Source organism: Duncaniella sp. C9, assembly GCF_004803935.1.
In the GTDB taxonomy this organism is placed as follows: Bacteria; Bacteroidota; Bacteroidia; order Bacteroidales; family Muribaculaceae; genus Duncaniella; species Duncaniella muris.
This window is the reverse complement of record NZ_CP039547.1, coordinates 1,454,945-1,468,755: the sequence shown is the minus strand read 5'-3', so window position 1 is coordinate 1,468,755 and position 13,811 is coordinate 1,454,945. Positions and strand designations below refer to the sequence as shown.

Sequence of the window (13,811 nt, the reverse complement as noted above, 5' to 3'; positions counted from 1 at the left end):
CGACCGATGTGTGCGAGTATGTCGATTAATTCAGGCTTAATGATATGTTAAGTGTAAAATTGGAATAATTGAAATAACATGCTAAATTAAGGATGCGCAATGAGCGGTTCCCTTTGAAAAAACATCAAAATTCTCATACTTTTCAAATGCCTGCCCGCCAAGGTAAAGTATTCTGTTTTCATTATTCTATTCAGTGTTGCAGAACGCCTATGCCATCATGCGAATTTCTATGGCCGCATAACGGCTGAATAACGCCAACAACTGCGCAAATTTACGCTACCTGAAATATTTTCCCAACATATTTGCAAAATACAGAAAATATATCTAATTTAGCAAGCGATACAAGGTAAAAATACCTGCAAGCACAACAATTTCACGTTTCAAACAGAATATTTTTCCACTTCCATTACTGCAACTATGAGCCAGACACTATCACTCGACAAGACAGATCTCCACATACTTGACTGTCTGCAGCATGACTGCCGCCTCACCAACAAGGAGCTTGCAGCTGCCATACATCTCTCACCCACCCCTACCTTCGAACGCGTCAAACGCCTCGAACGTGACGGATACATCAAACGCTACGTAGCAGTGCTCGACGCGGAGAAAATCGACTGCGGATTCGTGGCATTCTGCTACCTCAAGATGAAACAGCACACCCAGGAAAACGCACTGCGCATAATGAAAGCCGTCAAAAACATCCCTGAAATTGCCGAATGCTACAATATCTCAGGTGATTATGATTTCCTGCTGAAAATCTACACACGCAACATGCATGCCTATCAGGACTTTCTGCTGCGCATACTCGGTGACCTCGACTGCATAGGCTCGCTCAACAGCTGCTTTGTGCTTGATGAAGTGAAAAGCACCCGCGAACTCCCCCTCAACGGATTGATCAACGGATAATTCCGGAAAACACAGAATAAAACATAGTGTCCGGACACCGAATTTTGGGATATTATTCTATGGAATATTCTAACTAAATCACTACATTTGCACATCTCCTCCTTGCAACCTTAAAAACCACCAAAATACTTAACCATTTCCATGGAAACACGAATTATCGAATGTGTCCCCAATTTCAGCGAGGGACGTGACAAGACCGTCATCAAGTCAATTACCGATGCCATAGAAAGCGTCAAAGGCATAAGCCTTCTCGATGTAGATCCCGGAGAAGCCACCAACCGCACGGTAGTCACTTTCGTAGGAGAGCCTGAAGCCGTAGTCGAAGCCGCATTCAGAGGCGTCAGACGCGCTGCCGAGCTGATCGACATGCGCAGCCACCACGGTGCACATCCGCGCATGGGTGCAACCGATGTCTGCCCCCTCATCCCCATTTCCGGCATAAGCCTCGAAGAATGCGCCGAGCTTTCACGCAAACTCGCCAAGCGCATAGCCGATGAACTCGAAATACCGACCTACTGCTATGAGGCCGCAGCCTTCACTCCCGAACGCCGCAATCTGGCAGTGTGTCGCGCAGGCGAATATGAAGCACTCCCTGAAAAGATGAACCATCCCGGCAAAGGCCCGGATTTCGGCGACCGTCCGTTTGACGAAAAAGCGGCCCGCACAGGAGCCACAACCGTCGGCGCCCGCGACTTTCTCATAGCCGTGAACTTCAACCTCAACACAACCTCCACCCGCCGCGCCAACGCCATCGCATTCGATGTCCGTGAAAAAGGCCGTCCGGTCCGCGAAGGCGGCAAGCCAAACGGCAAACCGCTGAAAGACGAAAACGGAAACACGATAATGCAGCCCGGAACGCTGAAAGCGACCAAAGCCATCGGATGGTTCATTGACGAATACGGCATAGCCCAGGTGTCAATGAACATCACCGACATATCGACCACTCCTCTCCACATAGCCTTTGACGAAGTCTGCCGCGCAGCCGGCGAACGCGGTCTGCGAGTGACAGGCACTGAAATCGTGGGCCTCGTCCCGAAACGCACTCTCATTGAAGCCGGACGCTACTTCCTCCACAAGCAGCAGCGCTCCACAGGCATTGCCGAAAGCGAGATCATACGCATGGCCGTCAAGTCAATGGGCCTTGACGAACTCAGCCCCTTCCGTCCTGAAGAAAAGGTGATCGAATATCTCATCGCGCCCAAAGGCGAAGGAAAGAAGCTGACTGATCTGACATGCACCGGCTTCGCCGAAGAAACCGCATCAGAGTCTCCCGCTCCCGGCGGAGGCTCCATTTCAGCCTACATGGGTGCGCTCGCCGCTGCTCTCGGCACTATGGTGGCAAACCTTTCAAGCCACAAGGCCGGATGGGACGACCGCTGGAAAGAATTCTCCGATCAGGCTGACAAAGGCCAGGAACTGATGCAGCGGCTTCTGCATCTTGTCAATGAAGACACAGAGGCTTTCAACCGCATAATGGATGCCTTCAAGATGCCCAAGTCTACCGATGAGGAAAAAGCAGCCCGCGCAGCCGCAATCGAGGATGCCACACTCTATGCCACCCGCATTCCGCTGTCGACTATGGAAGCCGCAGCCGAGACATTCCCGCTTCTTGAATCAATGGCCCGCACAGGCAATCCCGCATCTGTCAGCGATGCCGGTGTAGGCGCACTGGCCGCACGTTCGGCTGTCCTCGGCGCACAGCTCAATGTCCGCATCAATGCCGCTTCGCTCAAAAACCGCGAGGAAGCTGCCCGTCTAACCGCCCGCGCCGCCGAAATAGCGGCAAAATCAATGGAAGCTGAAGCCAGAGTGCTTGAGCTTGTCAATGATGTGCTCTCGGCCGACTGATGCCTCTCCGCAAAGAAAATACCACGAACAATACCCCCCATACAGCAACATGACTAAAGAAGAATTTCGTGCTGCCGTAGGCGCCGGCATCCCCGACAGCCTCCCTGCCGCACAGCCCTATGATACGAGCGTCAACCACGCTCCCAGACGCAAAGACATACTCACGCCGGCTGAAAAGCGGCTGGCCGTGAAAAACGCCCTCCGCTACTTCCCCGAACATCTGCATGCCGAACTGGCTCGCGAATTCGCCGGAGAACTTGAGACCTACGGACGCATCTACATGTACCGCTTCCGTCCTTCATATGAAATGTATGCACGCCCCATCGAAGATTATCCGGCCCGTTCACGTCAGGCCGCCGCGATCATGATGATGATCCAGAACAATCTCGATCCGCGGGTGGCCCAGCATCCCCACGAACTGATCACCTACGGCGGCAACGGTGCCGTTTTCCAGAACTGGGCACAGTATCTGCTCACTATGAAATATCTCTCGGAGATGACCGACTCGCAGACACTGGTGATGTATTCCGGCCATCCGCTCGGTCTTTTCCCCTCCCACCCCGACGCTCCGCGCGTCATCGTCACAAACGGCATGGTGATCCCCAACTATTCCAAACCCGATGACTGGGAACGCTTCAACGCTATGGGCGTATCGCAATACGGCCAGATGACAGCCGGCTCCTACATGTACATCGGGCCTCAGGGCATTGTCCACGGCACCACCATCACAGTGCTCAACGCCGGGCGCAAACGTCTCAAAGAAGGCGAGCATGACCTCGGCGGTATGCTTTTCGTATCTGCCGGACTCGGCGGCATGTCAGGCGCACAGCCAAAAGCCGGCAACATTGCCGGAGTTGTCAGTATCATAGCAGAAGTCAACCCCAAGGCCGTAGAGACCCGCCACAGCCAGGGCTGGGTGGACGAAGTCTACACCTCGCTTGACGATCTCATGACTCGCACCGCCGAAGCCCGCAAAAACCGCGAGGCCGTATCGCTCGCCTATCAGGGCAATGTGGTAGACCTCTGGGAACGCCTCGCCGCTGACGGAGTCAGAGTTGACCTCGGTTCCGACCAGACCTCTCTCCACAATCCCTGGGCCGGCGGATACTACCCGGCAGGTCTGAGTTTCGAGGAAGCAAAGACCATGATGGCTGAAAATCCTGAAGAATTCAAATCCAAAGTCCGCGAATCATTGCGCAGGCAGGTTGCAGCCATCAACCGTCTGACGGAAAACGGCATGTATTTCTTCGACTACGGCAATGCCTTCCTGCTTGAATCATCACGCGCCGGCGCTGACATCATGAAAGCCGACGGCACCTTCCGCTACCCCTCATATGTCCAGGACATCATGGGGCCGAGCTTCTTCGACTATGGCTTCGGACCATTCCGCTGGGTCTGCACATCAGGCAAAGCCAAAGACCTCGCCAAGAGCGATGCCATTGCAGCCGAAGTACTCGAAGAGATACTCAAAGATGCTCCTGAAGAGATCAAAGGCCAGCTCCGCGACAACATCCACTGGATCCGCGAGGCCGGACCAAACAGACTCGTGGTCGGTTCACAGGCCCGCATTCTCTACGCCGACTCTGAAGGCCGCACCAAGATAGCCCAGGCGTTCAATGACGCGATAGCCCGCGGAGAAATCTCGGCCCCCATAGTGCTTGGTCGCGACCATCATGACGTGTCAGGCACCGACTCTCCTTATCGCGAGACATCCAATATCTACGACGGATCACAGTTCACAGCCGACATGGCAGTCCACAACGTCATCGGCGATTCATTCCGCGGAGCCACCTGGGTTTCGATCCACAACGGCGGCGGTGTAGGCTGGGGCGAAGTGATCAACGGAGGATTCGGCATGGTGATCGATGGCTCAGAAGACTCCCGCCGCCACATTGACGAAATGCTCCTATGGGACGTCAACAACGGCATAGCCCGTCGCAGCTGGGCCCGAAACAAAGGTGCTATCTCGGCAATCAAGCGCGAAATGGAACGCACCCCCTTGCTGAAAGTAACCCTCCCCAACATCGCAGATGACAGCCTCATAGCCCAGGCATTCAGTGAACTCTAAAAATCTCCACCCACCCAAATCTACTACTCATCCATGATCCATTATATCAGCCCCGAACGCCTCACCATCCAGCGCGTAGGCGAAATAATCGAAAACAAACTGAAAATAGCGCTCAGCGACGAAGCCGTAAGCCGCATAACCCGCTGCCGTCAATATCTCGATGACAAAATCAGCGAATGTGACCATCCAATCTACGGCATCACCACCGGTTTCGGCTCGCTCTGCAACATATCCATTGACAGCCAGGACCTTTCAAAGCTACAGGAAAACCTGGTAAAGTCACATGCCTGCGGCTGCGGCGAGAAAGTCGACCCGCAGATTGTCAAGATCATGCTTCTCACCAAGATCATGTCTCTGTCATTCGGCAATTCAGGCGTACAACTGTCAACAGTGCAGCGCCTTGTCGACTTCTTCAATGACGATATCCTCCCGGTCATCTATCAGCTCGGCTCCTTAGGAGCCTCAGGCGACCTCGCGCCACTTGCCAACATGTGCCTTCCTCTGCTCGGACTCGGCGAAGTATTATATAAAGGTGAGATCCGTCCGGCGGCCGAAGTACTTGCCGAAAAAGGATGGCAGCCGGTAAGACTCGTGTCCAAAGAGGGGCTCGCACTTCTGAACGGCACCCAGTTCATGTCATCACACGCTGTCCATGCCATCCTCCGCGCTCGCCGCCTGAGCGCGCTCGCTGACAAAATCGGCGCAATGTCACTCGATGCATTTGACGGCCGCATCGAACCGTTCGGCGATTCCGTCAACGCCGTGCGTCCTCATCCGGGCCAGCTTGCCACCGCCCGTGCCGTACGCAGCCATCTCGAAGGCAGCGAACTCATCAGCCAGCCCAAAAAGCATGTGCAGGACCCCTATTCATTCCGCTGCATGCCTCAGGTCCACGGAGCAGTCAAAGACGCTCTCGCTTATGCAGGCAACGTGATCGAGACAGAAATCAACTCTCCGACTGACAATCCCACTATCTTCCCTGAAGAAGACATCATAGTCTCTGCCGGAAATTTCCACGGCGAACCCATAGCCCTGCCGATGGACTATCTCGCCCTTGCCATAGCCGAGCTCGGCAGCATCTCCGAACGCCGCATCTACCGTCTGATCTCCGGAGCCCGCAACCTGCCGCCATTCCTTGTGGCCAACCCCGGCCTCAACAGCGGATTCATGATTCCGCAGTATGCGGCAGCCTCGATTGTCAACCAGTCAAAAGGCTACTGCTGGCCCACGAGCTGCGACTCGATCCCCTCCTCGCAGGGGCAGGAAGACCACGTCTCTATGGGCGGAAACTCGGCAACCAAACTCTGCCGTGTGGTCGACAACACCGAACGCGTGCTTGCCATCGAACTTTTCAACGCAGCCCAGGCACTTGACCTGCGGCGTCCGCTCAAGTCATCGCCGGAACTCGAAGCCTGGCACAAGGCATACCGCAAAGTCGTGCCGTTCATTGACAATGACACCGTCATGTCGCCCTACATCGCTGCCTCCGTTGAATTCCTACGCACCAATTCCTGATTCTCACAATGCTGATCACCAATATCGGAGTCCTCGTCGGCAGTGACGGCGGGGACACCCTTTTCCTCCGCGGAAAAGAGATGAGCACTATCGGTCTGATCGAAAACGCCTGGCTCCGCACCGAAAAAGACCGCTTCAGCGCTTTCGGCTCAATGGATTCATGTCCTGAGGCAGAACCGGGAGAACTGTGTATCGACGCCAAGGGCGGATATATATTCCCGGCGTTCTGCGACTCCCACACCCATATAGTCTATGCCGGCAGCCGTGAACGCGAGTTTATTGACAAGATCAACGGTCTGAGCTACGAGGAGATCGCAAAACGCGGAGGCGGCATACTCAACTCCGCTGATCTGCTTCATGAAACTCCGGAAAAGGAACTCTACCGCCAGGCTATGACGCGAGTGCACGAGATCATGGCAATGGGCACCGGATGCGTGGAAATCAAAAGCGGCTACGGCCTGACCACCGCCGACGAGATGAAAATGCTCCGCGTCATAAAGCGCATAGCCGAAAGCACACCGCTGAAGGTAAAGGCGACGTTTCTGGGCGCACATGCCGTAGGACGTGCCTATTCGGGACGCCAGGGCGAGTATGTGGATCTTGTCTGCAAGGAGATGATTCCCGCCGTGGCAGCCGAAGGTCTGGCAGACTTCGTAGATGTTTTCTGCGACACCGGATTCTTCACTGTCGAAGAGACCGACCGCATTCTTGAAGCAGGAGCCCGCTACGGCCTGCGCCCGAAGATCCATGCCAATGAGCTCGCTGTCTCAGGCGGAGTGCAGGTCGGAGTGGCCCACAAGGCTCTGTCTGTCGACCACCTCGAACGCATCGGAGAAGAGGAAATCGAAATTCTGGCCGCCGGTCAGACCGTAGCCACTATGCTCCCCGGAGCCTCTTTCTTCCTCGGAATGCCCTATGGTCCGGCCCGCAAAGCCATTGACAGCGGAGCCATCGTTGCCCTCGCCTCAGACTACAATCCCGGCTCATCGCCATCAGGCAACATGCGCATGGTTATGTCGCTCGGATGCATCAAAATGAAAATGACTCCGGCTGAGGCTATAAACGCCACTACCATCAACGGAGCCTACGCCATGAACGAAAGCCGCGACTACGGCTCGATTGCCCCCGGCAAGATTGCCAGCTTCTATCTCACAAAGCCGATGTCATCGGTCGACTTCTTCCCCTATGCCTACGCCACTCCGCTCATAAGCCGCGTGTGGCTCAAAGGCCGCGAGGTCGAAGCCTGACAAAGCGGACCGCACAGATATTGAATCCATACAATCTACTGAATTTTCAAACGGTATCGGACTCAGGGACCGCAGATTGCGCCCGAACCCGATGCCGTTGTCTTTTTACTGTGTCTGATGCAGTGAAATAGTGCTTTTAAAACCGTTGTCGCCATAAAGACTTTTTTGAGAGTGTGTCTGGATACTTGCTATGAAAAAACCTGACACAAAAATAGTGCCTCTGCAAACCGGTTTAGTGCGATAATGCGGAGACACACAAAAAAGTTTCAAAAAGCCTGTTCAACGGTTGTTGAGCGAGGGGAGAAAAGCGTCAGGTATATGCTCGATTGTATATGACTCCGGCGATCCGATGATGATGACTATGTCAAAACGCGGTTCAAGCGGAATCTCATACTGGCGCATGTAGGAATCAGCGGCTTTGACAAGGCGGCTGCGCTTACGCCGGTCAATGGCTTCGACCGGGTCCACAAAGTCAGTCGACCGGGTCTTCACCTCGACAAAGCAGATCACATCGTCTTTCGTGGCGATGAAGTCAATCTCCACGCCGCTGATACGAATGTTCTCGCCACATATGGCATAGCCTTGGGTGAGAAGCAGCTCACGCGCTATCACCTCACCCCATCTGCCTAATTCATTATGCCCGGCCACAGGTTTCAGTCAACGTTTTACAGATCAGACATCATAGTCATCTTCGTCGAGCATCTCATAGCCGTAATCCTCACCCTCGAAATCCTCGTCGTCAATGAATTCCTCTTCGTCATCAGCCGGAGCAGGTACGTTTTCGAAGATGAATTCATCTTCCTCACGCACACGGTGATGCCCGTCAAGCGGCCTATGAGTGATCGGTGCCGTGTCTATGCGGTTGCGTTCGTCAGTGATCTCGCGCCAGAGCATATCTTTCAACTCCGTGAGGCCCATGCCTGTCACTGCGGAAATGAAGATGTGGGGCACTCCTTCAGGCAGGGTTGCCTCGATCTCAGCCATGAGTTCCTCATCAAGCATATCGCTCTTTGACACGGCAAGCACACGTGGCTTGTCTGACAGCTGGGGGTTGAACCGTTCGAGTTCGCCGACAAGGATATCGTATTGCGCCTTTATGTCATCAGCGTCAGCGGGCACCATGAATAGAAGCACGGCGTTGCGCTCTATATGGCGCAGGAAACGCAGTCCAAGGCCCTTGCCCTCGCTCGCACCTTCGATGATACCTGGAATATCGGCCATCACAAAAGAACTGTCGCCACGATAGGATACTATGCCCAACTGTGGCTCCATAGTGGTGAAAGGATAGTCGGCAATCTTGGGACGGGCAGCGGAGATGGATGACAGCAGGGTCGATTTGCCGGCATTCGGGAAACCGACAAGACCTACATCGGCAAGAAGTTTCAGTTCAAGGATAATGCTCTTCTCTATAGCCGGTTCTCCGGGCTGGGCATAGCGGGGAGTGCGGTTTGTGGCGCTTTTGAAGTGCCAGTTGCCAAGACCGCCTCTGCCGCCGCGAAGCAGCTTCACCTCTTCGCCGTCAGATGTCACCTCGCAGAGGAATTCGCCGGTTTCGGCATCGAAAACAACAGTTCCGCAGGGCACGTCGACAATCACGTCCTCTCCGTCCTTGCCAAACGAGCGTCCACCGGAACCGCTCTGGCCGTTGCCGGCAAATATATGGCGGCGGTAGCGGAGGGGCAGCAGGGTCCACATGTGGCTGTTGCCACGGAGTATTATATGACCGCCACGACCGCCGTCACCCCCGTCAGGACCTCCTTTGGGAACATATTTTGCTCGGTAGAAATGACGCGAACCGGCGCCACCCTTGCCTGATCGGCAGAGGACTTTTACATAGTCTATGAAGTTTGAATCAGCCATGACGATGGAATATTTTATTATTTACTTAACAATCTTTCTGATATATCGTTTAACGAGTCTGACGGACATGGGCCATCAGCTCGCGGGCGTGGGCGAAATCGGCCGGAGAGCCGATGTCGATCCAGGTGCCGTTGATAGGATAATAGGTCACTTTCAGACCTTCGGCAATGGCCTGCCCGATTAGATCGGGGGCATCCATGCGGCTTTCACGGTCAAGACGCCTGAGCAGGCGGTTGGAGAATAGATATATGCCGGCGTTGGCGTAATAGCTGTATGAAGGTTTCTCTTCCAGACTCAGCACCCGCTCGCCTTCGGTGGCAAGAATAGCATAAGGGACAGTGACGTTGTATGACACGACTGCAATCGTGACATCGGCCTGTTCGGATGTGTGCCGGAGATACAGGTCTTCGAATGACACTGTGGTCAGCAGGTCTGAGTTCATCACTATCGTCTCACCCTCTTCCGGCAGATCGACAAGCGCCACGGAGCCGATGGTACCAAGCGCTTTTGTCTCTCTGACGCATTTCACACTGACACCGGCAACCGGAGTGGCGAAATGCTCTTCAAGCTGTTCGGCGAGATAGTTGACCGTCACGCTGATGTCATTCACACCGACTGCGGCCAGAGCTTCTATATTGTAGTCAATGATTGCCTTGCCTCCGATTTCGAGAAGCGGTTTCGGAGTTGTCAGTGTCATAGGGCGCAGGCGTTCACCCTTGCCTCCGGCCATCAGCACAGCGCGCACCGGAAGCACAGTCCGGGTCAGACATGTGTCAATCATTCTGACCACCCGGCCCTCATTGTCAAGCACCGGAATCAGTCTTATGCCCCGACGGCGGATCGCGCGGACCTCTGCCGGATCTATACAGTCCTCCTTCAGAGCATGAAACCTGCGGAACATGGCAGATGCCACCGGAGCATCAAGTCCGATGCCTGAAAGCAAAGCCCGGCGCACGTCTCCGTCGGTCAGCGTGCCGGTCATCCGGTTTCCGTCATTTACCGCTATCAGAGTCATTACTCCGCCTGAAAGGTCGTTGAGCATACGGAGTGCCTCTGACAGAGTGGCATTTTCAGATATTATATGTCTGTCGATCTGCATGGCTCTCAATGGGTGTTTCGGATTATTGTTTCTGCTATTGTCCAGTCAAGAGGCGTGTCAAGATCCACTGATCTCGAACGGGGCATCTCATATGGGATGCGTCGCGGAAATTCGCCGAGAGCCATCCGTCTGACAGACTCAGGATTGATCACATAGACCGCGCCGTTGAACTGCCATGCTTTCGGGGCATCCTGGCGCCGGGTGATCCGTCCGTCACCCTTCGAGACCCGGAGTGTGCCGTCAGGCTGTGTCTCAAAACAGTCATAATACGGATTGCAGGCTGCCTCGGCCACACTGACCACCATATCGCAGTCAGGAGTATAGAGTTTCAGACACTCTTCCACGTCACCGACAGTCCGCAGCGGAGAGGTGGGCTGAAGCAGCACCACCTTATTATATATAAGCCCCTCGCTGTCGGCCCAGTCCATCGCATCGAGTATCACCTCACGCGATCCAACTTTGTCACCGCCGAGCTCCGCGGGGCGGCGGTAGCTGACCGGCAGGCCGGCAAGAGTGGCGCAGTGACGAATCTCGTCATCGTCAGTCGAAAGGATGATATGGGTATCAGGCGCGACGGCCTTGGCCACCTCAATGGAATAGTGGATCAGAGGACGTCCGCAGAACTCCTTTATGTTCTTACGCGGAATTCCCTTGCTGCCGCCACGGGCCGGAATGATGACGAGCGCTTGGTTATCGGTCATAAAATTTCTTTGTCTGAAGGGTTTGCAGTGGAGTCTCGGCGATTGCCTTTACAATGACATCAAGAGTGTCGGGACAGTAATACGGATTTTCAGCCTCACGCGCAAGACGCCGGCCGTCGTCACTGAGAGCATATGAAAGAGCGTCGGCGATCTCCTGCGTGCTGTCGCCGCAATGGATCACGCTCTTACCGCACAACCGGCCGCGCTGACGCATACCTATATCCACAGTCGGAATGTGCATTGACGGAACTTCAACTATTCCGCTCGATGAGTTGCCGGCAACAGCGCTTACGCAGCGCAATGCGGAAAGATAGCGCAGCTTGCCGAGCGAGGGCACTACTCTGACCCTGCCGGGCCTCGCGGCGGCATAGGCTTCAATGAGATCAATGATTATGCGGCCTCTCGGATCGTTGTTCGGATAGGTCATCAGCACCTTGTGGTCCTCAAAACGGTCAAGAGCATCAAGAAGAGCCTTGCAGCGCACTGCCGGATCTTCATCGTCAAGAGTAGCCGGATGATATGTGACCAGAACAGACTTGTCTGTCAGATCGAAGTCTATCGACTCTTCAAGTTCCCGGCGTGTCAGCAGGGGCTCATGAAGAATGTTATAGACGCCGATGGCTCCTGTATTGATGACACGGTCCGGAGCCTCGCCCATCGCTATTACGCGCCGGCGGTAAGGCTCTGTGGCCGTCAGGTGGAGAGATGCCATTTTGGTGATCGAATGGCGGATGCTGTCGTCAATGGCGCCTTCTGAAATTTCGCCGCCGGCAATATGCACTATCGGCACTCTCAGCATCAGAGCAGCCGTGGCGGTGGCGAGCATTTCAAAACGGTCGCCGAGAATGACTATGAGGTCAGGGCGCAGACGCGAGAGTTCACGGGCCATGCCTGACATACACACGGCCATAGCTTCGACTGTCGAGCAGTCTGTATCAGCCGACAACGGCATCTCTACTCTGACCGGATCGGCAAAGCCGTCGGCCACGATCTCGGAAATCGTATTGCCGTAGCGCGGGGAAAGGTGCATGTTGGTGGCAAGGATTGTGACCTCACAGTCGGCACGTGCGGCCAGAGCCCGCGCAATCCCGCTGAGAAGCCCCCAGTCGGCACGAGTGCCTGTCGCAATAGCTATTTTCCTGATTTCTGCCATAGTATCACTGCTCTGCTTATGTCTCCTCTCCCTCTCTGTTATTGAATTCAATATTCTCTTTCGCCGAAAATCGAAGTCCCGACGCGCACCATCGTGCTCCCCTCCTGCACTGCCACCGGCCAGTCATGGCTCATGCCCATGCTGACGGTGTCAAATCGCGGTGAAGAAGCAAACACCGTAGATTTCAGTCTGTCGAAAACCCTGCGGATCTCACGGAAGTCAGCGCGGATGCGCTCTTCGTCATCCACATTGGAGGCCATGCCCATCACTCCCCTGAATTCAACTCCTTCAAGCGAAGCAACAAGCTGGGGAGTGACAAATTCAAGGAGTTCGGCAGGTGTAAAACCGAATTTTGTTTCCTCACGGGCCACATGGAGCTGCAGCAGGACTCCGGGACAGCGCCCGGCTTTGCGCGCTTCGGCATCGATGGACCGGAGCAGACGGTCTGAATCCACGCTGTGGATCATCGATGCAGCGGCCACCACCTTCTTCACCTTGTTGGTCTGAAGATGGCCTATGAAATGCCACTCTATATCCCCAGGCAATTCAGCCGCCTTTGCTTCAAGCTCAAGCGCACGGCTCTCGCCGAACACCCTCTGGCCGGCCTCGTAAGCCTCGGCCAAAGCTTCGGACGGATGAAATTTTGAGACGGCCACAAGGACCACTCCGTCGGGAAGAGTGGCGCGCAGTCTTTGAAGATTTTCCGTGACGTGTCCTGCCATAAGCGAAGTTTCAAAGGTTGAATTCAAAGATGATTGTGCTTGGATTATGCATCGGCAGGCTTGCTGTCGCCTGAGAGGTCAGCGTCATATACATCCATGATCAGAGTCTCCTGGATGGTATTGATTTCGAAATCGGCCATTGTGCCTTTCATGCCCTCCATGAAGTTGTCATAGGCCTCCTTGAAGCTGTCGGCTGCGACAAGAATCTGCGAAATAGATTTCTTCTCTACAGCGGTCTTTTCGTCAAGCGTGATGAACGCCACTTTGACAAGATACCATTTGTCACCGGTTCTTTCACGGAAAATCTCGGCGATCTTGGTGCGCTTTACAGCCGACACCGAAAAATCAGAAGTGAAGTGAGCGATTTCTTCGGAGATACGGGCTTCTGCCTCTGTGAACGAGAGAGCATCAACCATATAGGCTTCAGTCACTTTTTTGATCGAGCCATTTTCCATTGTCTTATCGTAGCGGACTTTCGTCTCAAACCAGTTTGCCATTTTTGTCAGATATTTATATTTTGTTCTTTATACATTATTCATGCAAAATTAGTCAAAATCCGTGAGCTTTCCCACTCCGGCCTAAAAGAATTCACGCCACGAATATTTTTATTCACCATATTTGACTCATTTGTGAATTTTTGTTACCTTTGCATTATACCGTCAAGGTTATATCATTTACATAAACTTAACATT

The 13,811-nt window shown here is 54.1% G+C and carries 12 protein-coding genes; 5 read left to right on the top strand and 7 right to left on the bottom strand.

All coding sequences use genetic code 11. The features are described 5' to 3' along the window. Nucleotides 1-417: 417 nt before the first annotated feature. The 5 genes from E7745_RS05995 to hutI all read left to right on the top strand — a co-directional run bounded on the left by E7745_RS05995 (nt 418) and on the right by hutI (nt 7,584). Entirely contained in the window at nt 418-906 is a 489-nt protein-coding gene (locus E7745_RS05995) for an Lrp/AsnC family transcriptional regulator (protein ID WP_107032298.1), read from the top strand. Nucleotides 907-1,047: 141 nt separating this feature from the next. Continuing rightward, nucleotides 1,048-2,754, top strand: coding sequence for a glutamate formimidoyltransferase (gene ftcD / locus E7745_RS05990; RefSeq protein ID WP_205746916.1), 1,707 nt, complete (start codon nt 1,048-1,050; stop codon nt 2,752-2,754). Between the two features lie 49 nt (nt 2,755-2,803). Next, complete coding sequence (locus E7745_RS05985; RefSeq protein WP_136408475.1) at nt 2,804-4,822, top strand: urocanate hydratase; 2,019 nt, start codon at nt 2,804-2,806, stop codon at nt 4,820-4,822. Nucleotides 4,823-4,855: 33 nt separating this feature from the next. Next, the gene (hutH, locus tag E7745_RS05980; RefSeq protein WP_124075563.1) at nt 4,856-6,337 is read left to right on the top strand and encodes a histidine ammonia-lyase; all 1,482 of its coding nucleotides are present in this window, start codon (nt 4,856-4,858) and stop codon (nt 6,335-6,337) included. 8 nt (nt 6,338-6,345) lie between these two features. Further along, nucleotides 6,346-7,584: an imidazolonepropionase gene (hutI, locus tag E7745_RS05975; protein WP_124075562.1), complete on the top strand. Its 1,239-nt coding sequence runs from the start codon at nt 6,346-6,348 to the stop codon at nt 7,582-7,584. A 279-nt stretch (nt 7,585-7,863) separates the two neighbouring features. On the opposite strand, the gene E7745_RS05970 is transcribed toward hutI, so the two are convergent. Genes E7745_RS05970 through E7745_RS05940 form a run of 7 tightly spaced genes read right to left on the bottom strand, consistent with a single transcriptional unit; the run spans nt 7,864 to nt 13,616 of the window. After that, nucleotides 7,864-8,232: a YraN family protein gene (locus E7745_RS05970; RefSeq protein ID WP_160631580.1), complete on the bottom strand. Its 369-nt coding sequence runs from the start codon at nt 8,230-8,232 to the stop codon at nt 7,864-7,866. Nucleotides 8,233-8,256: 24 nt separating this feature from the next. Further along, a complete protein-coding gene (obgE, locus tag E7745_RS05965) occupies nt 8,257-9,444 on the bottom strand; it encodes a GTPase ObgE (RefSeq protein WP_136408474.1) in 1,188 nt (395 codons plus the stop codon). A gap of 49 nt (nt 9,445-9,493) precedes the next feature. Then, nucleotides 9,494-10,543 (bottom strand): sugar phosphate nucleotidyltransferase, encoded by a 1,050-nt coding sequence (locus tag E7745_RS05960; RefSeq protein WP_124075560.1) that lies wholly within the window; start codon nt 10,541-10,543, stop codon nt 9,494-9,496. A 5-nt stretch (nt 10,544-10,548) separates the two neighbouring features. Then, complete coding sequence (locus tag E7745_RS05955) at nt 10,549-11,244, bottom strand: cytidylyltransferase domain-containing protein (protein ID WP_123399886.1); 696 nt, start codon at nt 11,242-11,244, stop codon at nt 10,549-10,551. Further along, entirely contained in the window at nt 11,234-12,397 is a 1,164-nt protein-coding gene (neuC, locus tag E7745_RS05950; protein ID WP_240740380.1) for a UDP-N-acetylglucosamine 2-epimerase, read from the bottom strand. The genes E7745_RS05955 and neuC overlap by 11 nt, the downstream gene beginning before the upstream one ends. A gap of 47 nt (nt 12,398-12,444) precedes the next feature. Then, nucleotides 12,445-13,119, bottom strand: coding sequence for a YggS family pyridoxal phosphate-dependent enzyme (locus E7745_RS05945; RefSeq protein WP_124075559.1), 675 nt, complete (start codon nt 13,117-13,119; stop codon nt 12,445-12,447). Nucleotides 13,120-13,163: 44 nt separating this feature from the next. Next, nucleotides 13,164-13,616: a DUF4494 domain-containing protein gene (locus tag E7745_RS05940; RefSeq protein WP_107032287.1), complete on the bottom strand. Its 453-nt coding sequence runs from the start codon at nt 13,614-13,616 to the stop codon at nt 13,164-13,166. Nucleotides 13,617-13,811: the final 195 nt, after the last annotated feature.

Excerpts from the sequence above, each read along its gene's own strand:
- E7745_RS05955 (WP_123399886.1), bottom strand. The coding sequence starts at position 11,244 with ATGACCGATAACCAAGCGCTCGTCATCATTCCGGCCCGTGGCGGCAGC.
- E7745_RS05940 (WP_107032287.1), bottom strand. The coding sequence starts at position 13,616 with ATGGCAAACTGGTTTGAGACGAAAGTCCGCTACGATAAGACAATGGAA.
- E7745_RS05960 (WP_124075560.1), bottom strand. The coding sequence starts at position 10,543 with ATGCAGATCGACAGACATATAATATCTGAAAATGCCACTCTGTCAGAG.
- obgE (WP_136408474.1), bottom strand. The coding sequence starts at position 9,444 with ATGGCTGATTCAAACTTCATAGACTATGTAAAAGTCCTCTGCCGATCA.
- neuC (WP_240740380.1), bottom strand. The coding sequence starts at position 12,397 with ATGGCAGAAATCAGGAAAATAGCTATTGCGACAGGCACTCGTGCCGAC.
- E7745_RS05945 (WP_124075559.1), bottom strand. The coding sequence starts at position 13,119 with ATGGCAGGACACGTCACGGAAAATCTTCAAAGACTGCGCGCCACTCTT.
- ftcD (WP_205746916.1), top strand. The coding sequence starts at position 1,048 with ATGGAAACACGAATTATCGAATGTGTCCCCAATTTCAGCGAGGGACGT.
- E7745_RS05985 (WP_136408475.1), top strand. The coding sequence starts at position 2,804 with ATGACTAAAGAAGAATTTCGTGCTGCCGTAGGCGCCGGCATCCCCGAC.
- E7745_RS05995 (WP_107032298.1), top strand. The coding sequence starts at position 418 with ATGAGCCAGACACTATCACTCGACAAGACAGATCTCCACATACTTGAC.
- hutI (WP_124075562.1), top strand. The coding sequence starts at position 6,346 with ATGCTGATCACCAATATCGGAGTCCTCGTCGGCAGTGACGGCGGGGAC.
- hutH (WP_124075563.1), top strand. The coding sequence starts at position 4,856 with ATGATCCATTATATCAGCCCCGAACGCCTCACCATCCAGCGCGTAGGC.